Genomic DNA, 25806 nt, shown 5'->3' with positions numbered 1-25806 from the left:
GGTCGGGTCTCAGGCGCGGGAGTTCTCCGGCGCATCTTGCCACTGCGCCGGGGTATAGGTCTTGATGCTCACCGCATGCAGCGCGCCGGAAGCGATCTCGTCGGAGAGCGCGCCATAGATCAGCTGCTGGCGCTTGACCGGCGACATGCCCGCGAACACCTCGCCCACGGCCACCACCTGGAAGTTGCAGCCCTCGCCCTGGATGTGGAAATCGCAGCCGTCGATACGCGACTCGAGCAGCCCCTTGACGTCACTGGGTTGCATGGTGAGGCACTCCTTAGTAGTCCTGAAATTAGTAGTCCTGAAATGTCAGTACTGAAACGGGCCCGCCGACGCCAGGCACTTCGTCGTCGACAGGCAATGGGGATGGCCCATGGTAATGAAAAGCACCGCGCTTGGCGATCGCCCCGGCTACTCGCCCGCCGCCTCCAGCGGCAGCAGGCGCTCGAGGCCGGCCAGGTCGGTGAGGCGCCAGAGGGAGGCCGACAGGTACACCCGCTCCAGGGCGAGCCCGGCACGGCTTGCCGCTCGGGCCCATTCCAGCAACACGGAGAGGGCCGCACTGCTGACGCCAGCGACGCCGCGCAGGTCGAAGCTCACGACCTCGCCCGACTGGCGCTCGGCGAGCCAGCGACTGCCCACCTCGGCGAGTTCGGCGGCATGCTCGAAGCCCACTTCTCCGCGCACCACCAGACCGGCATCGCCGGTCTCCAGGCACAAGCCCTCGCGTGCAAGCAGGTCGCTCACGCGCCCTGCTCCAGCGCCTCGACGCCCACCTCGGGCGACCAGCCGTCGATCACGGCGTCGTAGTCGCGAGCGTTGTCACGCATCGCCTGATCGAACTGGTTGCGGAAGGTCAGCCCCAGGTTGATGCCGTTGACGATCACGTTGACCACCCGCCATTCGCCACCGGAGAGGCGCAGGGAGTAGCTGACCGGATAGACGGTGCCATCCTTGGCTACCACCTCCATGTCGACGCTGGCCTGATCCTCATGGCGCTGGGCGCGCTGGGCATCGAGCACGCGCAACTCGCGGTAATCGAAGGTGACCAACCCCTTGGCGTAGGTGTCGATCAGGGTCTGGCGGAAGGTCTCGACGAAGCGCGAGCGCTGCTGAGGGGTGGCGTTGGCGAAGTAGCGCCCCATCACGCTGGCGCCGATGTAGCGGAAGTCGGCGATATCCTCGAGGCTGTCGTCGACCAGCGCCTCGAGCTCGTCCATGTTCTCGGCGAAGTGGTCACGCTGACCTTCGATCTTGCCGGTCAGCGTCTCGACGCTGTGGCGGATCACCTGGTCGGGGGTGCGCTCGGGAGCGGCCTGCACGGCCAGGCTGAACAGCAGACCCAGCAGCAGTGCCGCCAGGGCCAGGGGGGAACGGATCATGATCAACGTCTCCATGTCAGGGTCGATGGGGGGGCGGTCAGCGGCTAGTCGCTGACCATGTTGGACACGAACTGCTGGATGAGTTCTTCGAGCACCAGGGCCGACTGGGTATCGCGGATGGTATCGCCGTCGGCCAGGGTCTCGGGATCGCCGCCCACGGAAAGCCCTACGTACTGCTCACCGAGCAGCCCCGAGGTCAGGATCGCCGCGGTGGTATCCCGCGAGAGCTGTCCCTGCAGTGCATCATCGAGCTCGAGCACCACCCGGGCATCGTACCAGGCGGTATCGAGCTCGATGGCCGCCACGCGCCCCACCGTCACCCCGGCCATGGTGACCCGTGCCCGGGGCTTGAGGCCGCCGATATTGGCGAAGTTGGCCTCCAGGCGGAAGGTATCGCTGGATGCCTGCAGGGTCATGCCGCTGACCCGCAGGCCGAGGAACACCAGGCCGAGGATGCCGGCCAGCATGAACAGCCCCACCCCCAGTTCCATGGTTTTGCTGCGCTTCATCTAGTATCTCCACACATCAGGGCGATCGCTCGCCGCTCAGGCGAGGCCGCCGAACATCACGGCGGTCAGCACGAAATCGAGGCCGAGCACGGCCAGCGAGGAATAGACCACGGTACGGGTGGTGGCCCGCGAGATGCCCTCCGAGGTGGGCAGCAGGTCATAGCCCTGGAATACCGCGATCCAGGTCACCACCAAGGCGAACACCAGGCTCTTGATGATGCCGTTGCCCACGTCGTCGATGAAGTCGACGCTGGCCTGCATGTTGGACCAATAGGAGCCCTCGAAGACGCCCAGCCAGTCGACCCCGACCAGGTAACCTCCGTAGATGCCCACCACGCTGAAGCCTACGGTAAGCAGCGGCAGCGCCACGAAGCCGGCCCACAGGCGTGGCGCCACCACCCGCCGCAGCGGGTCGACGCCGATCATCTCCATGCTGGTCAACTGCTCGGTGGCCTTCATCAGCCCGATCTCGGCGGTCAATGCCGAGCCGGCACGCCCGGCGAACAGCAGTGCCGCCACCACCGGGGCAAGCTCACGCAGCAACGATAGCGCCACCATCTGCCCCAGCGCATCCTCGGCGCCGAAGTCGACCAGGATGGTATACCCCTGCAGCGACAGCACCATGCCGATGAAGAGCCCCGAAACGAGCACGATGGCCAGCGACAGCACGCCAACGAAGTGCATCTGGCGTACCCAGAGGTAGAGCCCCTCGCGACTCGGCAGCCCCACGGCGGACTGGGCCAGGAAGATGCCGGCGCGACCGAAGGCCTCGAGCAGGTCGCAGCCGCGGCGCCCCAGGCGGCGAATTCGGTGGATCATCGTGGGCCTCCCGGGCTGAGCATGTCGCTGACGAAGTCCACCGCCGGGTAGTGGAAGGGCACCGGCCCATCGGGCTCGCCGTGGACGAACTGGCTGACCCGGGGGTCCTGGTCCACGTCGAGGCTCTTGGGCGTGCCGTGGGCCATCACCTGGCCATTGGCGATCACGTAGACGTAGTCGGCGATGCTCAGGGTCTCCTTGATATCGTGGGAGACCACGATGGAGGTCAGGCCCAGCGCCTGGTTGAGGCGCTTGATCAGCTGCACCAGCACCCCCATGGAGATCGGGTCCTGGCCGACGAACGGCTCGTCATAGAGGATCAGCTCGGGATCCAGGGCGATGGCCCGGGCCAGGGCCACCCGGCGCGCCATGCCCCCGGAGAGTTCCGAGGGCATCAGCTCCCGGGCACCGCGCAACCCCACCGCCTCAAGCTTCATCAGCACCAGGTCGCGAACCATGCTGCCCGGCAGGTCGGTATGCACCCGCAGCGGGAAGGCCACGTTCTCGAACACGCTGAGGTCGGAGAACAGCGCGCCGCTCTGGAACAGCATGCCCATGCGTCGGCGCATGGAGAACAGCGCCTTGCGCGACTGGCGGTGCACATCCTGGCCCTCGATCAGCACTCGTCCGGCGTCGGGCATGAGCTGGCCACCGACCAGCTTGAGCAGGGTGGTCTTGCCACTGCCGCTGGGGCCCATGATGGCGGTGATGCCGCCTCGCTGGATCGTCATGTCGACGCCGCGGAATATCTCCTTGTCGCCACGCGCGAAATGCAGCCCCTCCACTGCCACGAAGGGAGTGTCACTCATTGGCTCAGCCATCCCAGTAAAATTATCGAACATCGTATCCTAACTGCCCTGCCGGGTGCCAGCCCGATGCCGTCCACCCGGCTTGCACCACTGCTGGCCAGCACGTTTAATGGCGCCCTTCCGACACTGGCCGAACGAGTCGATATCCCATGCTGCTTCCCCTGATCGCCGTCGCCCTGGGCCTCGTGGCCCTGCTGTGGAGCGCCGACCACTTCGTCGGCGCGGCGGCCGCCACCGCCCGCCGTGCCGGCATGAGCACGCTGCTGGTGGGCATGACCATCGTCGCCCTGGGCACCTCGGCGCCCGAGATCGTGGTCTCGCTGATGGCGTCCCTGGACGGCATTCCCGACCTCGCCACCGGCAACGCCCTGGGCTCCAACATCGCCAATATCGGCCTGGTGCTGGGCATCACCGCGCTGGTGGTGCCGATCCCGGTACGCTTCTCCATCGTGCGCCGCGAGCTGCCGCTGCTGCTCGGTGCCACCGGGCTCGCCGGTTACACCCTGGCCAATGGCCACCTGGGGCGCCTGGATGCCGCACTGCTCATCGCCCTGCTGGTGTTCAGCCTGTGGTGGCTGTTCCGTGCCGATACCCCGGACGCCGAGGAAGCCGTCTCGGGGGAGATCCCCGACATGACGCTGGCGCGTGCGCTGCTGTGGCTGGTGGTGACACTCGCGGTGATGGTCGCCGGCTCCCGGGGCCTGGTGTGGGGAGCCAGCGAACTGGCCCGCAGCATGGGGATCAGCGAGCTGGTCATCGGCCTGACCATCGTCGCCATCGGTACCAGCCTGCCCGAACTGGTGGCCTGCATAGCCAGCGCCCTCAAGCGGCACCACGACCTGGCCATCGGCAACATCATCGGCTCCAACCTCTTCAACCTGCTGGCGGTGCTGCCGATCCCCGGCCTGCTCGCCCCGGGCGCGACCGACCCCGCCGCCGGCGAGCGTGACTACCCCCTGCTACTGCTGCTGACCCTGGCGCTCGGCGCCCTGCTGCTGTGGCACCGCCGCAACCACCTGGGCCGGCTCCCCGGCGCGGCGCTGGCCGCCACCTATTTCGGCTACCTGGCCTGGCTCGGCATGGCCAGTCTGGGCAACGGCCCTTGAGTGATTCCCCGCAACAGGCAACAATCGACACCATGACATCCGACACCCCCCCGGCCGGTCCGGCCCTCCGTGACAGCGCCCGCCGCACCCTGCGCCTCGAGCAGCAGGCCGTCGGCGCCCTGGTGGCGCGCCTCGACGACGCCTTCGACCGCGCCTGCGAACTGATCCTGGCCTGCCGCGGTCGCGTGGTGGTCACCGGCATGGGCAAGTCAGGCCATATCGCGGGCAAGATCGCCGCCACCCTGGCCAGTACCGGCACGCCGGCCTTCTTCGTGCATCCCGGCGAGGCCAGTCACGGCGACTTGGGCATGATCACGCCCGGGGATGTGGTGCTGGCCCTCTCCAACTCGGGCGAGACCGCCGAGGTGACCGCCCTGCTGCCGCTGCTCAAGCGCATGAAGGTGCCGCTGATCAGCATGACCGGTCGCCCGGCCTCGAGCCTGGCCCGCCATGCCGATGCGCATCTCGATGTCGGCGTCGAACGCGAGGCCTGTCCTCTCGACCTGGCCCCCACCGCCTCCACCACCGCCGCCCTGGCCATGGGGGATGCCCTGGCCGTGGCGCTGCTGGAGTCACGCGGCTTCACTGCCGAGGACTTCGCCCTTTCCCACCCCGGTGGCAGCCTCGGCAAGCGGCTACTGCTGCGCGTTGGCGACCTGATGCACTCGGGCGACAGGCTGCCCCGGGTGGCACTGGGCAGCCCCCTGCGCGACGCCCTGCTGGAGATCACCCGACAGGGGCTCGGCTTCACCTGCGTGGTGGCCCCCGACGGCCGCCTCGCCGGGGTCTATACCGATGGCGACCTGCGCCGCACCCTGGACCAGCACAGCGATCTCACCGGCCTGAGCGTGGACGAGGTGATGACCTGCCCCGGCAAGCGCGTCGCCCCGGAGACCCTGGCCGCCGAGGCGGTAAGCCTGATGGAAGACCACCGCATCTCCGCCCTGGCCGTGGTCGATGACGAGGGGCGCCCGGTGGGCGCCCTGCATATGCACGACCTGCTCGCCAGTGGCGTGATCTGACCCCAACGACATGGAGCCCCCATGACCCACACCTCCCCCCTGCAGGACCCGCTGCTGACCGACCGCCTGCGCCGTATCCGCCTGCTCGCACTGGACGTCGATGGCGTGCTCACCGACGGCCAGCTCTACTTCCAGGCCGACGGCATCGAGATCAAGGCCTTCAATGTCCAGGATGGCCACGGCCTCAAGCTGCTCAAGCGTGCCGGGATCCAGGTCGCGCTGATCACCGGCCGCGACTCCCCCACCGTGAGTCGCCGCGCCGCCGCCCTGGGCATCCAGCATGTCTTCCAGGGCGTCGAGAAGAAACTGCCGGTGCTGCGGGAGCTCACCGCACGCCTGGGCCTGGAGTTCGAGCAGGTGGCCTACTGCGGCGATGACATGCCCGATATCGGCGCCATCCGTCGTGCCGGCGTGGGCATCAGCGTGCCCAACGCACCGGCCTATATCCAGCAGCATGCGGACTGGGTCACCGAGCGCAGCGGTGGCCAGGGTGCGGCCCGTGAGATCAGCGACACCCTGCTGCGCGCCCAGGGCCACTGGGACGCGGTCACCGACACCTACGTCCACGGAGCCGGCTGAGCCCATGGCCCTACCGCGTCCTGGCTTTCGCACCTGGCTGACCCTGCTGCTGCTGGCCCTGGGTGGGGGCCTGGCGCTGCTCGACCAGCACACCCCCACCCCCACCGGCCAGGTACCGCGCGACGCTGCGGGCGAGCCAGACTTCTACCTCGAGAACGCACGCCTCACGCGCTTCGACACCGAAGGCCGGCCGCACCAGAGGGTGACCACGCCACGCCTGGTCCACACCCCGGTGGACGACGTGATCCGCCTGGAAACTCCGCTGGCCCGGCTCCACGACCGCGACGGCCGACTGTGGCTGGCCGAGGCCGAGCGCGGCGAACTGGGCCCCGGGGGCAATCCGCTGCTGCTCGACGGTGAGGCCCGCCTGCAGGCTCCCGCCGAGCGCTGGCGGCTCGAGACCGAGACGCTGCACTACGATGCCGACACAGGCCACGCCTGGAGCACCACCCCGGCGACGCTGCACCAGCCGCCACAGCAGGTGAGCGGCGAGCGTTTCGACGCCTGGCTCGATGACAACCGGGCGCGCCTGACCGACAATGTGCGCGGCCACCATCCGCCCGAGACATCCGAGGAGTCCTCGTCATGACGCGCCCCCTGCTCCCCACGCTGGCCTATGTGCTGCTGCTGGCACTGGCTGTCGCCCCGGCCAGCCAGGCCCAGTCTCAGAACCAGGATGCCAATGCGCCTATCCTGGTCGAGGCGGACCGCCTCGACCTGGACGACCGCGCCGGTACCGCCGTGTATACCGGCAACGTGGATATCCGCCAGGGCAGCATGCGCCTGACCGGCAACCGGGTGGAGATCCGCCGCAACGCGGCCGGTGAGCTCTCCCTGGCCACCGCCACCGGCGAGCGGGCCTACCTCGAGCAGCAACCCGACCCCACCGAGCCGGTCGTCAAGGGATGGGGACGCACCGTCATCTATCATGTGGCCGAGCGGCGCGTGGAGCTGATCGATCGCGCCGAGCTCCACCAGGGCGGCGACACCTTCGAGGGGGGGTATCTGGAGTACTTCCTCGACCGCCGCGTGGTGCAGGCCCGCGCCGATGCCGAGGGCGTCGAGGGCAACCAGCGCATCCGCATGACGCTCCAGCCGGAACAGCAGTAAGGACGTTCATGAAGACCCTTCACGCCCGTCATCTCGCCAAGAGCTACAAGCGCCGCCGCGTGGTTCAGGACATCGGCCTGTCGATCCGTCAGGGCAGCATCGTCGGACTGCTGGGCCCCAACGGCGCCGGCAAGACCACCTCCTTCTACATGATCGTGGGGCTGGTACGCGCCGATGCCGGCTCGGTGGCCATCGATGACCTGGACCTCTCGCGCGCCGCCATGCACGAGCGGGCCCGGGCGGGGATTGGCTACCTGCCCCAGGAGGCCTCGATCTTCCGCAAGCTGTCGGTGGCAGACAACATCATGGCCATCCTCGAGACCCGCAAGGATCTCGACCGGGAGGGCCGCCGGGCACGCCTGGAGCAGCTGCTCGAGGAGTTCCACGTCACCCATATCCGCGACAACCCGGGCATGAGCCTCTCCGGCGGCGAGCGACGCCGGGTCGAGATTGCCAGGGCTCTGGCGACGGAGCCCGCCTTTATCCTGCTCGACGAGCCCTTTGCCGGAGTCGACCCGATCTCGGTGGGCGAGATCAAGGGCATCATCCGCCAGCTGAAGGCGCGGGGCATCGGCGTGCTGATCACCGACCACAACGTCCGCGAGACCCTCGACATCTGCGACACCGCCTATATCGTCGGCGACGGCAAGATCATCGCCGAGGGCGACGCCGAATCGATCCTCGCCAACCAGAGGGTGCGCGAGGTCTACCTCGGCGAAGACTTCCGCCTGTGACCCCCGGCCCGCATGGGCGCCCCACTCTCTTCATGGAACGCCGCGCCCGCGCCAATGGCATGATTGTTGCTTAAGATCGTATTGCACCTTGCGAGACCAGCGGCTAGGGTAAGGCTTTCCGACACGCCAGGAGGACGCCTGCCATGGCCATGAAGGCATCCCTGCAGTTGCGGGTCGGCACTCAGCTGACCATGACACCCCAGTTGCAGCAGGCCATCGCCCTGCTGCAGCTCTCCACCCTGGACCTGCGCCAGGAGATCCAGCAGGCCATGGAGAGCAACCCACTGCTGGAGCTCGACGACGAGTTTGGCGAGCAGGCCACTCAGGAACCCACGGAAGACGACTGGGCAAGCGAGATTCCCGAACAGCTCACCACCGACAGCGACTGGTCCGATACCTATCAGGACCTGGGCGCACCGGCCGGAGGCGAGGGCCCCGACTTCGAGCGCCAGGCCCAGGGCCAGAGCCTCCAGGGCCACCTCATCTGGCAGCTGGCGATGAGCGACCTCGAACCCCGGGCACGCCAGATTGCCGAGAGCCTGATCGATGCCGTGGACGATGCCGGCTACCTGACCGCCCCCCTCGACGAGATCCGTGACGGCCTGAGGCAGCAGGGGCTTGCCGACCTGCGCAGCCAAGAGATGGAGCGGGTGCTGCTGCGCCTGCAGCAGTTCGAGCCCACCGGCATCTTCGCCCGCGACCTGCGCGAATGCCTGCAGCTGCAGCTCGCCACCCTCCCCGACGGCACGCCGCTGCTGCCCCAGGCGCGGCGCCTGGTACGCCAGTTCCTCGAGGCTCTGGCCGGCGGAGACCGGCGCCTGCTCAAGCGACGCCTGGGGCTGGACGATGCCGCGCTCGACGCCACCATCGCCCTGGTGCGAGGCCTGGATCCACGGCCCGGCAGCGCCTTTGCCAGCGTGACCGACGACTATGTGACCCCCGACCTGGTCGCCTTCCACGACCAGCGTGGCTGGCACGTGGAGCTCAACTCCGAGGCACTGCCACGACTGCGCATCCAACCCGATTACGCGGCCCTGGTGCGCCGCGCCGACAAGAGCAGCGACAACCAGTTCCTCAAGGAGCACCTCCAGGAGGCGCGCTGGCTGATGAAGAGCCTGTCCAGCCGCAACGACACCCTGCTGCGAGTCGGCCGCGAGATCCTCGCCCGCCAGCTCGACTTCCTCGAGCACGGAGAGGAGGCGATGAAGCCTCTCGTCCTGGCCGATATCGCCCAGGCGGTGGAGATGCACGAATCCACCATCTCGCGGGTCACCACCCAGAAGTTCATCCACACGCCGCGGGGGGTGTTTGAGCTCAAGTACTTCTTCTCCAGCCAGGTCGGCGGCGAGAGCGAGGGCGACGCCCACTCCAGCACCGCCATCCGTGCCCGCCTCCGCAAGCTGATCCAGGAGGAGCCGCCACACAAGCCGCTCTCCGACAGCCGGCTGGTCAGCCTGCTCGACGAGGCCGGGATCCGGGTCGCACGTCGCACCGTCGCCAAGTACCGCGAGGCCATGGGCATCCCCTCCTCCAGCGAGCGCAAGCGACTGCGCTGATCCCGGTGCGACGCCGCACCGTGGCGCTCTCCAACGCTTACCCGCGAGGCCATGGGCATCCCCTCCTCCAGCGAGCGCAAGCGACTGCGCCGAGTGCGTATGACAGCAAATCATCCCCTGTTCAACCGGCTCAACCCCTTGAACATGGCGGGAAATCGCCCCGGGGCCGCCGGGGGGTATGCAAGGCAGGAAAAAGGGTTACAATCGAATCACAACCATCGAGCAAGGAGCGTGTCATGCAAGTGAATATCACCGGCCTTCATGTGGAACTGACCGATGCCCTGCGTGACTATGTCAACGAGAAGCTGACGCGCGTGGAACGCCATTATGACAACATCACCAATGTGCAGGTGACCCTGTCTGTCGAGAAGGAGCGTCAGTCCGCCGCCTGCACCATGCATGTTGCCGGTGCCGAGCTGCATGCAGAAGCCCAGGATGTCGACATGTACGCCGCCATCGATGCCCTGGCTGACAAGCTGGACCGCCAGCTGGTCAAGCACAAGGAGAAGGCCCAGGCCCGCGCCCAGGGCGCCGGCGCTCGCTGAGTCCACGATGTCATCTCTCGAAACCATCCTGCCCCCCGAGCGCACCCTCTTCGATGTGCCCGGGGGAAGCAAGAAAAGGGTACTGGAGTTCTTTAGCACCTTCATTGCCCAGAACACGCCGAGCCTCGACAGCCAGGAGGTCTTCGCGCGCCTGATCGCCCGTGAACGCCTGGGCAGCACGGGGATCGGCAACGGCGTGGCGATCCCCCATGCCCGCAGCCCCCACTGCAAGGAACCCGTCGCCGCCTTCCTCAGGCTCGCCGAGCCGGTGGACTTCGACGCCATCGACGGCGAACCGGTGGACCTGGTGTTCGTGCTGCTGGTCCCCGAGGAGGCCGACGCCGCCCACCTGGCGCTGCTGGCCGAGGTCGCCGGCATCATGAACGATGCCGAGACCCGTTCGCGGCTGCGCGGCAGCCACAGCCAGCGCGACCTCCACGAGCGCCTGATCGAGGCGATCCGACGACAGGGCTGAGGCCACCCCCCGACCAGGAGACCCCCATGCAGCTCGTGATCATCAGCGGCCGTTCCGGCTCCGGCAAGTCGATCGCGCTACAGGCCTTGGAGGATCTCGGCTACTACGCCATCGACAACCTGCCGGCCATGCTGCTGGGATCGTTGATCGATGAGCTGGGCAACCCCGAATCTGCACGCTCTTCCATCGCCGTCAGCATCGACGCACGCAACCTGCCCGAGGCCCTGAAACGCTTTCCCAGCCTGCTCGAGGAGGTACGCGGACGCGGCATCGATTGCCAGGTGATCTACCTGACCACCGATGCGCGCATCCTGATCGAGCGCTACTCCGCCACCCGGCGCCGCCATCCGCTGACCCGGGGCAACGAGATGACACTGGGCGAGGCGATCGACTCCGAGGAGCAGGCGCTGGCCGCGATCCGTGACCTGGCCGATCTGGTGATCGATACCTCACGACTGTCGGTGCACGAACTGCGCGGCCGCATCGCTGACCAGGTGGCCCGGCATCGCCCGGAGCAGCTGACCCTGACCGTGGAATCCTTCGGTTTCAAGCGCGGCGTACCCCTCGACGCCGACCTGGTGTTCGACGCCCGCTGCCTGCCCAATCCCTACTGGGACCCGCGGCTGAGACCCTTCACTGGCCAGGACCCCGAGATCATCGCCTTCCTCGAGGGGTACCCGCTGGTCCAGGCGATGCTCGAGGATATCCACGCCTGGCTGACACGCTGGCTACCCAGCTACGAGGCCAGCCATCGCAGCTACCTGACCGTAGCCATCGGCTGCACCGGCGGGCAGCATCGCTCGGTCTATATCGCCGAGCGACTGGCGATGCACCTGGCGCAGGGCCAGTCCCATGTCCGCCTGCGCCACCGCGAGCTGGGCACCCAGGACACCCTGCCAGACCCCGACGTCACATCGCATCAAGGACGTTGAGCGTGCCGCAACGCAAGCTGACCCTGACCAACAAGCGCGGACTCCACGCCCGCGCCGCCACCCGGCTGGTGCAGTGCTGCCAGCGCTTCGCGGCCCGCATCCGCGTAGCCAATGGCTCCATGCTGGGAGAGGCCGACAACATCATGTCGCTGCTGATGCTTGCCGCCCCCTGCGGCACCGAGCTCACCGTCAGTGCCGAGGGGGAGGACGCGGAAGCGGCCCTCGACGCCGTTGAGGCGCTGTTCGAGGCCCGCTTCGACGAGGCTGACTAGCTCCCGGCCACGGTCATCTCGTCGATCAGCCAGCTCCCGCTATGGATGCTGCCGCGGGTGTCGATATCGCTGCCCACGCCGGAGAGTCCCCGGAACATCGCCTCCAGGTTGCCGGCGATGGTGAACTCCTCCACCGGGTGCTGGATCTCGCCATTCTCCACCCAGAAGCCGGCCGCGCCACGTGAGTAATCGCCGGTGACGGCGTTCACCCCCTGCCCCATCAGCTCGCTGACCACCACCCCGCGCCCCATGCGGGCGAGCAGCTCGTCCCGCGATGCCAGTGGTGCTGCGATGCGCAGGTTGCGGGCGCCCCCGGCGTTGGCGGTGCTCTGCATGCCGAGGCGGCGCGCACTGTAGGCGGAGAGCATATAGCTGGCCAGGCGCCCGTTCTCGATGAACACATTGTCGCGCGTCTGCACGCCGTCGTTGTCGAAGGGCGAGCTGGCCATGGCACCGATCTCCATGGGCCTCTCCTGCAGGCTGAACCACTCGGGGAAGAGCCCGTCACCGAGGCGGTCACAGAGGAAGGAGGCCTGGCGGAACAGCGCCCCGCCGGCGATGGCGCCCATCAGCGAACCGATCAGCCCCGCGGCCAGGTCCGGATCGAAGAGCACCGGCAGGCGCCCGGTGGCCGGACGCCGCGCACCGAGGCGCCGCAGGGTGTGCTCGGCGGCACGTTCACCGACGCGCTCGGGGGCCAGCAGGTCACGGGGGTTGCGGGCACTGGTGTAGTCGTAGTCACGCTGCATGCCGGCGGCATCCTCGGCGATGAGCATGCAGGAGAGGGAGTGGCGGCTGCCGCGCTGGCTGCCCAGGAAACCGTGGCTGTTGGCGTAGACCCGCACCCCCTCGCCGCTGGAGAGCGAGGCCCCGTCGGAGCTCTTGATCCCGGCCTTGCCGCGGCCAGCGGCCTCGCAAGCCAGCGCCAGGTCGATGGCCTCCTCGGTGGTCAGCGCCCAAGGGTGGTGCACGTCGAGGTCGGGCAGGCGGGTGGCCATCAACTCGGCATCGGCAAGACCGGCGGCGGAATCCTCGCCGGTATGGCGGGCGATGGCGATGGCCTTCTCGACCACGGCACGTAACGAGGCCTCACTGGCATCGGTGGAGGAGGCGCTGCCCTTGCGCTGCCCGAGATAGACCGTCACCGCAATGCCCTGGTCGCGGGAGAGCTCGACGGTCTCTACCTCGCCCTCGCGCACGCTGATGTCGACGCCCTGGTCGACGCTGGCACCCACCTCGCAGGCGTCGGCGCCCAACGTGCGGGCCAGCTCCACCGCCTGTCGGGAACGGCTCTCCAGCTGGATCTGCTGGGCGGCGGCATCGAAAGCCTGAGTCATCTCTATCCTCCTGCGGCGGGCCCGTGGGCCACGCCTGTGATGTTCATTCTCAGCCCGGTGAAGCGGACTGGTATACTGTCGGGACACCCAGCCCCCAACCGATGGAAGCGGCATGTCCCAGGAATCTCCCCGCGAGCTGCTCGACCAGGTCCTTCAGCAGCCGGACAACGACGAACGTCCCAGCAAGTCCCAGCTCAAGCGCGAGATGCAGGCGCTGCAGGCGCTGGGCGAACAGATCATCGCCATGACCCCCGGCGAACGGGCGCGCTTTCCGCTCTCCGACGACATGCTCGCCGCCGTGGAGGAGACCGCGCGCATCCGCTCCCACGAGGGGCGGCGACGGCATATGCAGTACGTCGGCAAGCTGATGCGCCGCGAGGACCTCGAGGCGATCCGCGCCGTCCACGACGAGATCGAGCAGGAAACGCTGCGCCGCGACCACGCCTTCCATCGCCTCGAGAGATGGCGTGACCGCCTCGTCGACGAGGGCGACGTCGCGCTGGATGCCTTCGTGGCCGACTACCCCGACGCCGACCGCCAGGCGCTGCGCCAGCTGATCCGCAACGCCCAGCGCGAGCGCGAGAAGGGCAAGCCCCCGGCCAGCGCCCGCAAGTTGTTCAAGCTGATCCGCGATATCGCGGGGCTGTAGGTCTCGCACTGCTCGGGGCTGATCCGGCGGCAAGCTTGCAAGGAGGCGCTGTGAATACCTCCCTGTACGTATATGGAGTCCTCCCCGTTTGCAAGCACGAGGCACGATGGTCGGTAGGTACGACTGCACACGTATATCCGGTCTCGTTAATGATGCTCTGATGAGCATCGGACCTTGATGGGCTATCCGCACGTCAGCTCCCAATCGCTACCTCGAGCTCAAAAGGCTCAGCGTCCAGAAGGGGTTGTCTGACGTCGGTTCGACCTGTTCGCCATCCTGCAGCATGCTCAGCAATCGTGGTGGACGATGCTCAATATTACACTAACGTGCTAAATCCAATCGTTTTTCATGCCGACAGCCGCGACGCCAGCGACGCATCATAGGCCGTCTCATGGCGGGTTACCGCCCAGGCGATCCGTGCCGTCTTGTTGGCCAGTGCGACGACCGCCACATTGGCATGCTTGTGCTCGGCCAGGTGCCTGACCCACTGGCTCAGGCCGTCGTCCTTGGTGCCCACATGCCGGAGCACCGAGCGCGCGCCATGCACCAGTAGCTTGCGCAGGTAACTGTCGCCGCGTTTGCTGATGCCCAGCAGGCGGTCTCGCCCCCCGGTGCTGTGCTGTCGCGGCGTCAAGCCGAGCGAGGCGGCAAAATCTCGCCCGCGCCGAAAGCTCTTGCCATCGCCGAGGGCGCCGGCCAGCGCGGTGGCGGTCAGTGGACCGATACCCTGCAGCGTCATCAGCCGCTTGGCCACGGGGTCGGTCTTGGCCTGTCGCTCGAGGCTTGCCGTGACCGTCGCGATGCGCTCATCCAGGTGGCGCAGATCCTCGGCAAGGCCGGCAAGCAGGACACGAAAGGCATCCGTCAGCCCGTTGTCTGCCGCTTCCAGCCAGCGAGGCAGGGCGGCACGCAACTGACCGATACCCACCGGAGCGACCAGGCCATACTCCCCCACCAGCCCGCGTATCTGGTTGGCCTTGGCCGTGCGCTGCCGTACCAGCTCTTCACGAATGCGGTGTGCCGCCTGGGTATCCTGCTGAGCGACGCTCTTGACGGCCACGAAGCGCATACTGGGCCGCCCCATGGCTTCACAGATCGCTTCGGCGTCGACCCGGTCATTCTTGTTGCTCTTCACGTAGGGCGTCACGAACTGTGCGGCGATCAACTTGACGCGATAGCCCCGCGCCTGCAGGGCCCGCGCCCAGAAGTGAGACGAGGCACAGGCTTCCATGCCGATCTCGGCTCCCGCCGGCACCCGCTTGCTGACCGCATTCAGCCATTTTTCGCGGGTGTACTTACCTTGCCACTGCACCTGATCATGGCGATCGACGCCGTGGACATGAAAAACAGACTTTGCGATATCGACGCCGACACGGGTAATGTTCATGACGAGTTCTCCTCACCCTCAGGCTGGTTGGTGTTCTCGCCCACCAGTGTGGCGCAACGACGCCGATATAGGGTGGGGAGGACTCCATCCCATTGCTACCGATTCCTTCCCTGGAATCGGACCTCCTCTTCAGCTTGCCCCCGGCGCCCCTCGCTCGATCAGGAAGCAGTACCACCCACGGTCAGCTCGTCGATCTTGAGGGTGGGCTGGCCGACGCCCACGGGCACGCCCTGCCCCTCCTTGCCACAGACCCCGATGCCGCTGTCCAGCTCCATGTCATGGCCGATCATCGACACCTGCCCCATCACCTCGGGGCCGTTGCCGATCAGCGTCGCCCCCTTCACCGGGGCACCGATCCGCCCATCCTCGATCAGGTAGGCCTCGCTTGCCGAGAACACGAACTTGCCCGAGGTGATGTCCACCTGGCCGCCGCCGAAGCTCACCGCATAGAGGCCACGCTTGACGCTCTTGAGGATATCGGCGGGGTCGTCCTGCCCGGCCAGCATGACGGTGTTGGTCATGCGCGGCATGGGCAGGTGAGCGAAGGACTCGCGCCGGGCGTTGCCGGTGGGCGCCATGCCCATCAGCCGGGCGTTGAGCTTGTCCTGCATGTAGCCGGTGAGGATGCCATCCTCGATCAGCGGCGTGCGCTGTCCCGGGGTGCCCTCATCATCGACGCTCATGGAGCCGCGGCGGTCGGCCAGGGTGGCATCGTCCACCACCGTCACCCCCGGGGCGGCGACGCGCTGCCCCAGGCGACCCGCGAAGGCGGAGCTGCCCCTGCGATTGAAGTCACCTTCCAGGCCGTGGCCCACCGCTTCGTGGAGCAGGATCCCCGGCCAGCCCGGCGCCAGCACCACCGGCAGCTGGCCGGCCGGTGCATCGACGGCTTCCAGGTTGACCAGCGCCTGGCGTACCGCCTCCTTCGCGTAGCGCTCGGCCACGCCCTCGTCGCGCAGCCGCGACATGGAATAGCGCCCACCGCCACCGGCGCTGCCACGCTCGCGACGGCCGCCCCGCACCACGATCACGCTGACGTTGAAACGCACCAGGGGACGGATATCGGCCACCAGGGTGCCGTCACTGGCGCGCACCAGCACCACTTCATGGACCCCGGAAAGCGAGGCACTGACCTGGCTGACCGAGGGGTCGGCGGCCCGGGCCACGCGATCCGCCTCCTTGAGCATGGCGACCTTCTCCTCGGCGCTGAGGCCGGAGAGCGGGTCGACCCCGGCATAGCGTGCCTGGGGAGCGGCAGCGACCGCCACGCCCAGGGCCAGGCGGCTGCCGCCGCGCACGATGCCCGCGGCGGTGCGCCCGGTCTCGCCCAGGGCATCGGCGGTGATCTGGTTGGAGTAGGCGAAGCCGGTCTTCTCGCCGGCCAGGGAGCGCACGCCCACCCCGCCGTCGATATTGTAGCTGGCCTCCTTGACCTTGCCGTCCTCCAGCACCCACCCCTCATGCCAGCTGCGCTGGAAGTAGAGGTCGGCATAATCGATGCCCGGGCCCATGGCGTGGCCGAGGCCGGCATCCAGGTCATCCAGGGAGAGGCCGCCGGGAGCCAGCAGGATACCGGCGGCTTCGTCTAGCAGTGTGTGTCTCGCTTGGGTCATTCGGCGCTTTCCACTGAGATCTGCGGCGCGGTCCAGGGACCGAGCACGCGATAATGAATTCGGGTCACGCTGTCGATGACATCACCGAACAGGCGGTCGGCGATGAACAGGGCGCCGCCTACCATGGGGGCGCCGGCGATCACCGCGGCCAGCGGCAGATTGCGGCTGACGGGTAGCGTGACCGCCAGCCGCATGTCGAGTTCCCGCCGCGCCAGCGCGACGCTGCCATCCAGGGAGAAGCGGGTGGCGGGCCCCACGACCTCGACCGGCCCCCGCGTCTCGAGACTGCCACCATACAGGGTTGCCGCGCCACTGACACGATCGAAGGCGGTCCCCTGCCCGGTCACGTCGGAGAAGTCCAGGCGCAGGCGACGCACCAGGTTGTCGATATTAAGCAGCCCCACCAGGCGCGCCGGGGTGGACTCCAGGTTGACGAAGCGCCCGTCACGCAGCTGTGCCTCGACGCTGCCCCGGGAGCGTTCCAGGGCAAACTGCCAGGGCGCCCCCGGCCAGGCCAGCTGGCTCTTGACCCGGGTCTCCTGGCTGCGGATCACCGCCTCCTGCCCCAGGCGCTCCAGCGCCGTGCCCAGGTCCCGCCCATCCAGGTCGAGGCGCGCACGGGTCAGGCTGGCCCCGGTGCCGGCGGCCTCCCAGACCAGCTCACCACGGGCACTGATCTCGCCCAGGGTCAGCCCCAGGGGAGCGATGCGGAGTCGTTCGGGCGTGGCCTGCCAGCGGGCGGTCAGGGGGCCGAGACGCTGGCCGGCACGCTCGATGTCGGCGACGCGCAGGCGACCATCGGGGAGGTCGGCCACCCAGCCGGGCAGCGGCTGTGGCTCGGGCGGGATGGCGATTTCGTCGAACAACGAACCGGCCTCGCGACTCCCCGGCATCAGCGCATCCAGGGAGAGCCGCGCCAGGCCGATATCCAGGGGCTCGGCGAGTTGGGGCCGGTAGTCGAGCTGCCCCTCCAGCAGGCTGCCATCCAGCGCCAGGCGCCAGCCGCCTCCGGTCTGGGGGCGTGCCGTGGCATAGAACGAGCCGAGACAGCGGTCGTCGTGATGCAGGCAGTCACTCGCCAGGCGCATCTCGCGCAGGCCCAGGGCGCCGCCTGCCGCTCCCGAATCGTCCCCCAGCAGGCCGGAGAGCGCCTCGCCCCATGCGGCGGGCGACAGCCTCGGCAGGTAGGCATCGACCCACCACCCCGCCCCCGTGGGCCAGTTGCTCGCGGGCGGGCGACCCAGCCACACCTGGCCCTGGCCCGAGGTGCCATCGAGCCGCCGCCAGCGCAGCGCCAGCGCCTCGCCCAGCCGCCCCTCCAGCCGGCCCCGGGTGAGGTCCATGTCGAGTCGCAGGGGGCGAACCTCGCCGGCCGCCTTGCCCAGGGGCGACGGCAGGTCGATGGCGAGGCCGGTGAGGTCGCTGGCAAGGCTCAGGCTGACGCTCGTATCGGCGATCGCCAGGCGACCCTGCCAGTCGACGGCCCCCGCGAGCGACCCCGCCAGCGCCGAGGCATCGACCAGCGCCAGCAGGGGGGTGATCTCGGCGCGTCCGGAAAGGTCGAGGCCGCCGGCGGTGGTGTCGATCGCGGCACGCACCGGCCCACCCAGCGCTCGCCCCTCGAGGCGCCCCTCGAGGCCGCCCGCCCCGCCCTGCTGGCGCCAGGTCAGGGGCCCCTCGAGGTCACGGAAGGCGAGCCCCAGGGGGACGTACTCGAGGCGCGGGAAGGCGGCCTGGGTGGCGACCGTGAGCGCCATGGCCTCCGGGTCACCCAGGGGCAGCGCCAGGGAAAGCGTGCCCTCGGCGCGCCCCTCGGCCCGCCAGTCGTCGAGCGCCTGCATGCCGTCCACCGGCATCGCCCGCAGGAAGTCGCGCAGGGCCTCGGCGTCGGCCGCGAGGGTGCCCTCCACCTCGAGGTGCTCGTCGGCCAGGCGTATCCGGCCACCGTGCGCCTCCACCCCGAGGCTCTCGGCGTGGCTCACCTCGGCCTCCAGGATGGCATTGTCGAGCCGCATCCGCCCCTCGATGCCCTCCAGCATCGGCCAGCCCGGGGCGATGGGCAGGCGACCGTCGCGAATGGCGAGGTCGAGGCCGAAGTTCGCCGCGATATGCTCGTCACTGCCTCCGGAAAGCGGCACATGCAGGCGCAACGCCCCCTCGGGCACCCGTCCCGCCACGCCGTCGGCGAGCCAGTCACGCAGCTCATCGCCGAGGATACCCACCGGCAACCACTCGACGAGCGGCGTCTCCACGGCATCGACATCCTCGAGGGCCAGGGTCAGGCCGAAGCCGCCCCGGGCGCCGAGGCCAATCGAGAGGCCGAAGCCACCACTCACCTCGGCGCCGTTCCAGCCCACCCGCAGGTCGCGGCCGCTGACCATGCTGCGCGGGCCATCGTAGACCCAGCGCACCTCGCCCGAGGCGTGCTCGAGGGCCATGGGGCCGGCGAAGATCTCGGGAAAGTGCAGCGTGGCCGCGTCGCCGCCGACGAAGCGCACCAACCCGTTCCCCCCCCGGGCCTCCACCCACATGTCGAGGGGCCCGCCGCCCGGCGCCTGCTGCCAGGGCGAGACCTCCACTCCGTGCAGGGCGGCTCGCGCCTGCCACTCTCCCTCCTGGAAACCCAGGCCGAAGCCCATCACGCGCCCACGCGGGTCGAGGCTCTCCACCACCCGGGCCAGGGCCTCGGGCAGCGGCACCCGGTCACGCCAGGCGGCCAGCGAACCCAGGTCGAAGGCACTGGTGTTGAGCCACCAGCCGTCGGCATCACCGCTCAGGTGCCAGCGATAGGGCAAGGCCGGGCCCCAGCGCGGTGCGGGGACATCTGGCTCGCTGGCATCGGGACTCTCGGCGTCGCCCTGGAACCACGCCTGCCAGCCACTCTCTCCCTTCAACCACTGGCCGCGCCCGGTCACGCTGTCGAGTTCCAGGTCATGGCGCTCTCCCGCCGCGTCCCGGTGGCTGACCGCCAGCCGTTCGATGTCCAGGGCCAGGCGGGCGTCGGCCAGGCTGCCGCCTTGCCAGCGCCCCCACAGGCTCGCCTCACCACGCGCCTCGTCGAGGCGCAGCGGCTGGCTGTTGCCCAGCACCGCGGCCAGCTCCACCAGGCTGTCGAGGCGCAACTCGACCTGCAGGGCGGCGTTGAAGTCGCCGAGCCCCCGGGGCCCCGGCAGCACCTCCAGGGCCACCTGCATGGCGATGTCACGGTCGCCGACCAGGCGCAGTTCCCCCTCGAGATGGGCGCGTCGGTCATCGCCGGTCATCAGCAGTCGCGGCGCCTCGAAGGCGACACGCCGTTCACGGCCATGCAGCACCACGTTCACCCGCTCGGCCCAGGCGCGCTGACGCAGCAGGACCCCGACCCAGAAGTCGATACGTTCCAGGTCGAGCTCGCCCTCGGGCTGCAGTTCGGGCGGTAGCTCGGCGGGATCGGGCCAGTGCCAGCCCCCGTCGGGAGTCTGGTAGAGGTGCAACGTCACGCCCTCGAGGCGAGCATCCTCCACCACCGGCAGCCCTTCGCGCAGGCTCTGCCAGCTGTCCAGGCGCAGGTGGCCCGACCGGACCTCCAGCAGCGGCCTGTCACCCTCCCGGGTGCTCAGGCTCAGATCATCCAGGCTGAGGTGCGGGTCGAGGTACGCCAGGCCGCCTTCCAGGGAGGCGATCCGCACCTCCGCCGCGAAACGCGCCGAGAGCAGCGCCTCCAGCCGCGGCACCAGGCCATCGGCCAGCCCCAGCGCCAGGCGCGCCAGCAGCACCAGTAGCGCCACCCCCGCCAGCAGCAAGGCCACCAGGGTCAGGGTCCAGCGAATCACCGGGCGAGTCATGGCCATGGGCTCACATCAGCACGATGTCGTACTGCTCCTGGGAGTAGTGGGCCTCCACCTGGAAGCGGATCGGCTTGCCGATGAACTCCTCCAGGTCGGCCACCGCCGCCGACTCCTCGTCGAGCAGGCGGTCCACCACCTCCTGCGCCGCCAGTACCATGTAGGTCTCGGCACTGTAGGCACGCTCCTCGCGCAGGATCTCACGGAAGATCTCGTAGCAGACCGTCTCGGGGGTCTTGAGAGTGCCACGGCCCGCGCAGGTCGGGCACGCCTCGCAGAGCGTCTGCTCGAGGCTCTCCCGGGTGCGCTTGCGGGTCAGCTGCACGAGACCCAGTTCGGTGACCCCGGTGCACTTGGTCTTGGCGTGATCGCGCTCCAGCGACTTCTCGAGCATGCGCAGCACCTGGCGCTGATGCTCGGTATCCTCCATGTCGATGAAGTCGATAATGATGATGCCGCCGAGATTGCGCAGCCGCAGCTGGCGGGCGATGGCGGTGGCGGCCTCGAGATTGGTCTTGAAGATGGTCTCCTCGAGGTTGCGGTGCCCCACATAGCCGCCGGTATTGACGTCGATGGTGGTCATCGCCTCGGTGGGGTCGATCACCAGGTAGCCACCGGACTTGAGCTGAACCTTGCGGCCCAGCGCCTTGTGAATCTCGTCCTCGACGCTGTAGAGGTCGAAGATCGGCCGCTCGCCGGCGTAGTGCTCGATGCGCTCCACGGCGTCAGGCATGAACTCCTCGGCGAACTCGATCAGCTTGACGTAGTTCTCCCGGGAGTCGATGCGCACCTTCTCGATGTCGTCACGCATCACGTCGCGCAGGATGCGCATGAACAGCGGCAGGTCGTCGTAGATCACGCTGGGCGCCGAAGAGGTCACCTTGCGCTCGCTCACCTTGCGACACAGCCGCAGCAGGAAGTGCATATCGGCGGCCAGTTCCTGGACGCCCACCCCCTCGGCGGCGGTGCGCACGATAAAGCCGCCGGCCACCTCCAGGCTCTGCTGGGCCTGGGCCTCCTCGATCAGGCCGCGCAGGCGCTCACGCTCACGTTCGTCCTCGATACGCTGGGAGACGCCGTGATGGGGAGCATCGGGCATATAGACCAGGTAGCGCGACGGCACCGACAGATGGGTGGTGAGCCGCGCCCCCTTGGAGCCGATGGGGTCCTTGGTGACCTGCACCACCAGCGCCTGGCCCTCGTGGAGCAGGTGGCCTATGGAGAGCTGCTCCTCGGCCGGGGTGCCGGGGGGCATCACCTCATGGGCATGGATGAAGGCGGCACGGTCGAGGCCGATGTCGACGAACGCCGCCTGCATGCCGGGCAGTACCCTCACCACCCGGCCCTTGTAGATATTGCCGACGATGCCGCGTCGCCGGCTGCGCTCGATGAAGGCTTCCTGGAGCACGCCGTTTTCCACCACGGCGACGCGGGTCTCCATCGGCGTCAGGTTGATCAGTACTTCGCCGCTCATGCGGAAATCCTTGTCCAGATTGCTTTGCGGCCATTATGACATAGAGACCCGGCCCCAAGGCGGAGAGATGGGCCGCGGCCTCAGCCGAGGGCGCCATCCCACAGCACCACCCCCTGGCGGCGCAACAGCGCGGCGGTCTCGAACAGCGGCAGACCCACCACCGCGGAGTGGCTGCCGGCAATATGCTCGACGAACACCGCGCCCCGCCCCTGGATGGCATAGCCTCCCGCCTTGTCCGTGGGCTCACCGCTGGCCCAGTAGGCGGCGATCTCGGCATCCGAGATCACACGCATGGCCACCCGGGTGGCCACGCAGGCCTCGAGCAGGCCGACGGGGCCGGTCACCGCCACCGCGGTGAGCACCCGGTGCTCGCGTCCCGAGAGCGAGCGCAGCATGGCGGCGGCGTGCTCCGGCCCCTCGGGCTTGCCAAGGATCTCGCCGTCGCGGACCACAGCGGTATCGGCGCCCAGGGTCGGCAACGCGGAGAGCCGCGCACCGGCCAGCGCCTTCTCCCGGGCCAGGCGGCTCACATACGCCTCGGCGCCCTCCCCGGGCGCCGGGCTCTCGTCGATATCCACCGGACACGCCGTCAGCGACACGCCGATGGTGGCCAGCAGTTCGTGCCGCCGCGGCGAGGCGGAGGCCAGGCAGAGCATGGGGGATGGCATAGCGGACATGAATGGGCTCCGGTCAGTCGCGGGCCAGGCGCCGCCCCAGGGCGTTGAAGAGGGTGGCAAACCAAGGCCAGAGCAACGCGCCGATCAGCGACGGCGTCAGGAAGGAGAGGTGGATGGCGAAGGGGCCAAGCAGAGTACGCAGCCACTGCTCGGCGAGCTGCACGCTGCCCAGCAGCACCAGCACCATCAGTGCCTGCTGAAGCAGCGAGTAGGCACGGAAGCGCGGATAGACCAGGGCGCACAGGAAGGCCAGCAGCGACAGCAGCAAGGCGTTCTGGCCGAGCACCGCCCCCTCGATCAGGTCGAGCAGGATGCCCAGCACGAAGGCATGGAAGACACCCACCCGATAGGGGGTCTTCATGCACCAGTAGACCAGCATCAGCCCCAGCCAGTCGGGCCGCCAGATCTGCCAGCCCTCGGCCAGCGGCATCACCTGCAGGCAGAGCGCCAGCAGCAGGGAGCACCAGATCCATGGCAGCGCCAGGTTGGCGGCGGAGGGTACGGCCATCAGCGTTCCTCCTCGTCGACGCCCCGGGTGGCAGCGTCCCGAACGGCGGCGTCACCGGCCACTACCCGGGCGGCGTCGATGGCCGCCGCGTCGATGTCACCCTCCCAGCCGGGATCATCGAAGCGCAGCTGGCCGGGCGGAAAGAGCAGCAGGAAGTGGCGCGAGCGCTGCAGCTGGGCCACCGGAGTGGCGGAGACCCGGGCGAACGGCTCGCCAGGGTCGTGCACCACCTCACTGACCCGGGCCACCGGGTAACCGGGGGGGAAGCGTCGCGCCAGGCCCGAGGTCACCAGCAGGTCGCCCACACGGATATCGGCGGTATCGGGGACATGCAGGACGTTGAGGCGGTCGTAGCTCCCACCGCCCTGAAGAATGAAGCGCAGGCCATTGCGATTGACCCGTACCGGCAGCGCATGGCTGGCATCGGCCACCATCAGCACCCGGCTGGAGTAGGCCGAGACCGAAGTCACCTGGCCGACCAGGCCGGCAGCATCCATCACCGGCTGCCCCACATGGACCCCGTCGCGACGACCACGATCCAGCACCATCTGATGGGCGAAGGGGTCGGGGTCCAGGGAGAGCAGCTCGGCGGTGATGAAGGGCATGTCGTGCTGGCGGGCCGCGGAGAGCAGCTCGCGCAGGCGCACGTTCTCGGCGGTGAGATCCGCCATGCGCTGGACCCGATGCGAGAGGGTCAGGATCTGCTCACGCAGTCGACCGTTCTCGTCGACCAGGGCGCGCTGGTCGGAGAGCGCCAGCGTCGCCCAGCTCAGCACGCTGCTGGGCAGACTGACCACCCACTGGACGGGCGCCACCACCGTGGAGAGCTGGGCGCGCACCTCCTCCATGCGGGTCAACCGCAAGTCGGCGACCATCAGCCCGACCGCGACGATCGCGCAGACCAGCAGGCGATAGACAGGCAGCGGGCCATGCGAGAACAGCGGCTTGATGACGCGTCTCCCCGGGTCAGTCGCTGGACAGCAGCTCGAAGGTGTGCTGGTCGATCATCTCGAGGGCCTTGCCGCCGCCGCGCGCCACGCAGGTCAGCGGATCCTCGGCGACGATCACCGGCAGGCCGGTCTCCTCGGCGATCAGCTTGTCCAGGTCACGCAGCAGCGCACCCCCGCCGGTCAGCACCAGGCCACGCTCGGCGATATCGGAGGCGAGTTCCGGGGGGGACTGCTCCAGGGCGTTCTTCACCGCGGCGACGATGGAGGCCAGGGTCTCCTGCAGGGCGTCGAGAATCTCGTGGGAATTGAGGGTGAAGCTGCGCGGGATGCCCTCGGCCAGGTTGCGGCCGCGCACATCGATCTCGCGCAGCTCGCCGCCGGGGTAGGCGCAGCCGATCTCCTCCTTGATGCGCTCGGCGGTGGCCTCACCGATCAGGCTGCCATAGTGGCGCCGCACATAGCCGATGATCGCCTCGTCGAAGCGGTCGCCGCCGACGCGGATCGACTCGGAGTAGACGATGCCATTCAAGGAGATGATGGCGATCTCGCTGGTGCCGCCACCGATATCCACCACCATGGAACCCTGGGCCTCCTCCACCGGCAGGCCGGCACCGATGGCGGCCGCCATCGGCTCCTCGATCAGGAACACCTCACGGGCACCGGCGCCCTCGGCGGACTCCTTGATGGCCCGGCGCTCCACCTGGGTCGACATGCAGGGCACGCACACCAGCACCCGCGGACTCGGGGTGAGGAAGGTGCTCTGATGGACCTTGCGGATGAAGTGCTGGAGCATCTGCTCGGTGACGGTGAAGTCGGCGATCACCCCGTCCTTCATCGGCCGGATGGCAGTGATGTTGCCAGGGGTGCGGCCCAGCATGCGCTTGGCGTCGGAGCCCACGGCGGCCACGCTGCGCATGTTGCCGGACTGGCGAATGGCCACGACCGATGGTTCGTCGAGCACGATGCCTCGGCCGCGGACGTAGATCAGCGTATTGGCCGTGCCCAGATCGATCGACAGATCGCTGGAGAACAGCCCCCTCAAGCGTTTGAACATGGAAGTCGTTACCTAGTGCAGTCCGGGAACCCTGTGCGGAGGCAAACGGTATCACCGCACCCCCTCAGCAGCAAGCGAAACCCCCGTGCACTGGCACATCGAGGCCCTGCCCGAGCGACGCCGAATATGGTACCTTCAGCGGCCTGATTTTCTCATCGAGGACACCCGACTCATGGCGCTTGAACACGCTGATGTGCTCAGGGCCGCGCATCTCGCCCGGCTCGGCCTCTCCGACGAAGACGCCGTCCACTACCTGGACGACCTCGGCCGCATCCTCGAGATGGTCGACCGCCTCCAGGCACTGGACACCGAGGGCGTTGCCCCCCTGGCCCACCCCCTGGACGCCACCCAGCGGCTGCGCGCCGACGAGGTCACCGAGAGCGACCGACGCGACCATTTCCAGCGCTGCGCCCCGGCGGTGGAACAGGGCCTTTACCTGGTACCCCGCGTCGTCGAGTGAGCCACTTTCTACGGAGCCTCCGG

Annotated in this window: 28 protein-coding genes; 13 read left to right on the top strand and 15 right to left on the bottom strand. The window is 68.6% G+C overall.

The window, feature by feature from the left end; all coding sequences use genetic code 11:
- Positions 1 to 9 precede the first annotated feature (9 nt).
- The 6 genes from NFH66_RS06530 to NFH66_RS06505 all read right to left on the bottom strand — a co-directional run bounded on the left by NFH66_RS06530 (position 10) and on the right by NFH66_RS06505 (position 3519).
- Positions 10 to 264 (bottom strand): BolA family protein, encoded by a 255-nt coding sequence (locus NFH66_RS06530; protein WP_161432393.1) that lies wholly within the window; start codon positions 262 to 264, stop codon positions 10 to 12.
- Between the two features lie 147 nt (positions 265 to 411).
- Positions 412 to 747, bottom strand: coding sequence for an STAS domain-containing protein (locus NFH66_RS06525; protein ID WP_349609267.1), 336 nt, complete (start codon positions 745 to 747; stop codon positions 412 to 414).
- Positions 744 to 1382 carry an MlaC/ttg2D family ABC transporter substrate-binding protein gene (locus tag NFH66_RS06520; RefSeq protein WP_349609265.1) on the bottom strand — a complete coding sequence of 213 codons (639 nt, stop codon included), beginning with the start codon at positions 1380 to 1382 and terminating at the stop codon, positions 744 to 746. The genes NFH66_RS06525 and NFH66_RS06520 overlap by 4 nt, the downstream gene beginning before the upstream one ends.
- Positions 1383 to 1426: 44 nt before the next feature.
- Positions 1427 to 1891, bottom strand: coding sequence for an outer membrane lipid asymmetry maintenance protein MlaD (gene mlaD / locus NFH66_RS06515; protein WP_349609263.1), 465 nt, complete (start codon positions 1889 to 1891; stop codon positions 1427 to 1429).
- A gap of 36 nt (positions 1892 to 1927) precedes the next feature.
- A complete protein-coding gene (mlaE, locus tag NFH66_RS06510) occupies positions 1928 to 2710 on the bottom strand; it encodes a lipid asymmetry maintenance ABC transporter permease subunit MlaE (protein ID WP_349609262.1) in 783 nt (260 codons plus the stop codon).
- Positions 2707 to 3519 (bottom strand): ABC transporter ATP-binding protein, encoded by an 813-nt coding sequence (locus NFH66_RS06505; RefSeq protein ID WP_349609261.1) that lies wholly within the window; start codon positions 3517 to 3519, stop codon positions 2707 to 2709. The genes mlaE and NFH66_RS06505 overlap by 4 nt, the downstream gene beginning before the upstream one ends.
- Before the next feature lie 149 nt (positions 3520 to 3668).
- Between NFH66_RS06505 and NFH66_RS06500 the strand changes: the two genes are divergently transcribed.
- The 11 genes from NFH66_RS06500 (at position 3669) to NFH66_RS06450 (ending at position 11850) form a co-directional block, all read left to right on the top strand.
- A complete protein-coding gene (locus NFH66_RS06500) occupies positions 3669 to 4625 on the top strand; it encodes a calcium/sodium antiporter (protein ID WP_349609260.1) in 957 nt (318 codons plus the stop codon).
- 32 nt (positions 4626 to 4657) lie between these two features.
- Positions 4658 to 5647: a KpsF/GutQ family sugar-phosphate isomerase gene (locus NFH66_RS06495; protein ID WP_349609258.1), complete on the top strand. Its 990-nt coding sequence runs from the start codon at positions 4658 to 4660 to the stop codon at positions 5645 to 5647.
- 21 nt (positions 5648 to 5668) lie between these two features.
- Entirely contained in the window at positions 5669 to 6226 is a 558-nt protein-coding gene (locus tag NFH66_RS06490) for a KdsC family phosphatase (protein WP_349609257.1), read from the top strand.
- 4 nt (positions 6227 to 6230) lie between these two features.
- A complete protein-coding gene (gene lptC, locus NFH66_RS06485; protein WP_349609255.1) occupies positions 6231 to 6815 on the top strand; it encodes an LPS export ABC transporter periplasmic protein LptC in 585 nt (194 codons plus the stop codon).
- Positions 6812 to 7336, top strand: a complete 525-nt coding sequence (lptA, locus tag NFH66_RS06480; RefSeq protein ID WP_349609254.1) for a lipopolysaccharide transport periplasmic protein LptA — start codon at positions 6812 to 6814, stop codon at positions 7334 to 7336. The genes lptC and lptA overlap by 4 nt, the downstream gene beginning before the upstream one ends.
- An 8-nt stretch (positions 7337 to 7344) precedes the next feature.
- Complete coding sequence (lptB, locus tag NFH66_RS06475; protein ID WP_349609253.1) at positions 7345 to 8070, top strand: LPS export ABC transporter ATP-binding protein; 726 nt, start codon at positions 7345 to 7347, stop codon at positions 8068 to 8070.
- Between the two features lie 143 nt (positions 8071 to 8213).
- Entirely contained in the window at positions 8214 to 9626 is a 1413-nt protein-coding gene (locus tag NFH66_RS06470) for an RNA polymerase factor sigma-54 (RefSeq protein WP_349609252.1), read from the top strand.
- A 236-nt stretch (positions 9627 to 9862) separates the two neighbouring features.
- Positions 9863 to 10171 carry a ribosome hibernation-promoting factor, HPF/YfiA family gene (gene hpf / locus NFH66_RS06465; RefSeq protein WP_195689442.1) on the top strand — a complete coding sequence of 103 codons (309 nt, stop codon included), beginning with the start codon at positions 9863 to 9865 and terminating at the stop codon, positions 10169 to 10171.
- A 7-nt stretch (positions 10172 to 10178) separates the two neighbouring features.
- The gene (ptsN, locus tag NFH66_RS06460; protein ID WP_349609251.1) at positions 10179 to 10646 is read left to right on the top strand and encodes a PTS IIA-like nitrogen regulatory protein PtsN; all 468 of its coding nucleotides are present in this window, start codon (positions 10179 to 10181) and stop codon (positions 10644 to 10646) included.
- Between the two features lie 26 nt (positions 10647 to 10672).
- A complete protein-coding gene (gene rapZ, locus NFH66_RS06455; protein WP_349609249.1) occupies positions 10673 to 11578 on the top strand; it encodes an RNase adapter RapZ in 906 nt (301 codons plus the stop codon).
- A gap of 2 nt (positions 11579 to 11580) precedes the next feature.
- Positions 11581 to 11850, top strand: a complete 270-nt coding sequence (locus tag NFH66_RS06450) for an HPr family phosphocarrier protein (RefSeq protein ID WP_349609248.1) — start codon at positions 11581 to 11583, stop codon at positions 11848 to 11850.
- Here NFH66_RS06450 and pmbA read toward each other — a convergent pair.
- Positions 11847 to 13187, bottom strand: a complete 1341-nt coding sequence (gene pmbA, locus NFH66_RS06445; protein WP_349609246.1) for a metalloprotease PmbA — start codon at positions 13185 to 13187, stop codon at positions 11847 to 11849. The genes NFH66_RS06450 and pmbA overlap by 4 nt on opposite strands.
- A gap of 112 nt (positions 13188 to 13299) precedes the next feature.
- Here pmbA and yjgA point away from each other — a divergent pair, with 112 nt between their 5' ends.
- Positions 13300 to 13836, top strand: a complete 537-nt coding sequence (yjgA, locus tag NFH66_RS06440; protein WP_349609245.1) for a ribosome biogenesis factor YjgA — start codon at positions 13300 to 13302, stop codon at positions 13834 to 13836.
- 346 nt (positions 13837 to 14182) lie between these two features.
- Here yjgA and NFH66_RS06435 read toward each other — a convergent pair whose 3' ends face one another.
- From NFH66_RS06435 to NFH66_RS06400, 8 genes are all read right to left on the bottom strand, one after another.
- On the bottom strand, positions 14183 to 15223 hold the full coding sequence (locus tag NFH66_RS06435) for an IS110 family RNA-guided transposase (protein WP_023006782.1): 1041 nt from the start codon (positions 15221 to 15223) through the stop codon (positions 14183 to 14185).
- Positions 15224 to 15381: 158 nt separating this feature from the next.
- Positions 15382 to 16836, bottom strand: coding sequence for a metalloprotease TldD (gene tldD, locus NFH66_RS06430; protein ID WP_349609243.1), 1455 nt, complete (start codon positions 16834 to 16836; stop codon positions 15382 to 15384).
- Entirely contained in the window at positions 16833 to 20666 is a 3834-nt protein-coding gene (locus NFH66_RS06425; protein ID WP_349609242.1) for a YhdP family phospholipid transporter, read from the bottom strand. The genes tldD and NFH66_RS06425 overlap by 4 nt, the downstream gene beginning before the upstream one ends.
- 4 nt (positions 20667 to 20670) lie before the next feature.
- Entirely contained in the window at positions 20671 to 22134 is a 1464-nt protein-coding gene (rng, locus tag NFH66_RS06420) for a ribonuclease G (RefSeq protein ID WP_161432414.1), read from the bottom strand.
- A gap of 80 nt (positions 22135 to 22214) precedes the next feature.
- The gene (locus NFH66_RS06415; RefSeq protein ID WP_502878643.1) at positions 22215 to 22811 is read right to left on the bottom strand and encodes a Maf family protein; all 597 of its coding nucleotides are present in this window, start codon (positions 22809 to 22811) and stop codon (positions 22215 to 22217) included.
- Positions 22812 to 22824: 13 nt separating this feature from the next.
- The gene (gene mreD, locus NFH66_RS06410) at positions 22825 to 23319 is read right to left on the bottom strand and encodes a rod shape-determining protein MreD (protein WP_349609240.1); all 495 of its coding nucleotides are present in this window, start codon (positions 23317 to 23319) and stop codon (positions 22825 to 22827) included.
- A complete protein-coding gene (mreC, locus tag NFH66_RS06405; RefSeq protein WP_502878668.1) occupies positions 23319 to 24227 on the bottom strand; it encodes a rod shape-determining protein MreC in 909 nt (302 codons plus the stop codon). Before mreC ends, mreD begins: the two co-directional genes overlap by 1 nt.
- 58 nt (positions 24228 to 24285) lie before the next feature.
- Positions 24286 to 25323, bottom strand: coding sequence for a rod shape-determining protein (locus NFH66_RS06400; RefSeq protein ID WP_023005904.1), 1038 nt, complete (start codon positions 25321 to 25323; stop codon positions 24286 to 24288).
- Between the two features lie 172 nt (positions 25324 to 25495).
- Between NFH66_RS06400 and gatC the strand changes: the two genes are divergently transcribed.
- Positions 25496 to 25783 carry an Asp-tRNA(Asn)/Glu-tRNA(Gln) amidotransferase subunit GatC gene (gatC, locus tag NFH66_RS06395; protein WP_161432417.1) on the top strand — a complete coding sequence of 96 codons (288 nt, stop codon included), beginning with the start codon at positions 25496 to 25498 and terminating at the stop codon, positions 25781 to 25783.
- The last annotated feature ends 23 nt before the right edge of the window (positions 25784 to 25806 follow it).

It is taken from the genome of Halomonas sp. H10-9-1 (genome assembly GCF_040147005.1).
GTDB lineage: Bacteria > Pseudomonadota > Gammaproteobacteria > Pseudomonadales > Halomonadaceae > Halomonas.
The sequence above is the reverse complement of the archived record's forward strand: the minus strand, read 5'-3'. Positions and strand labels throughout refer to the sequence as shown.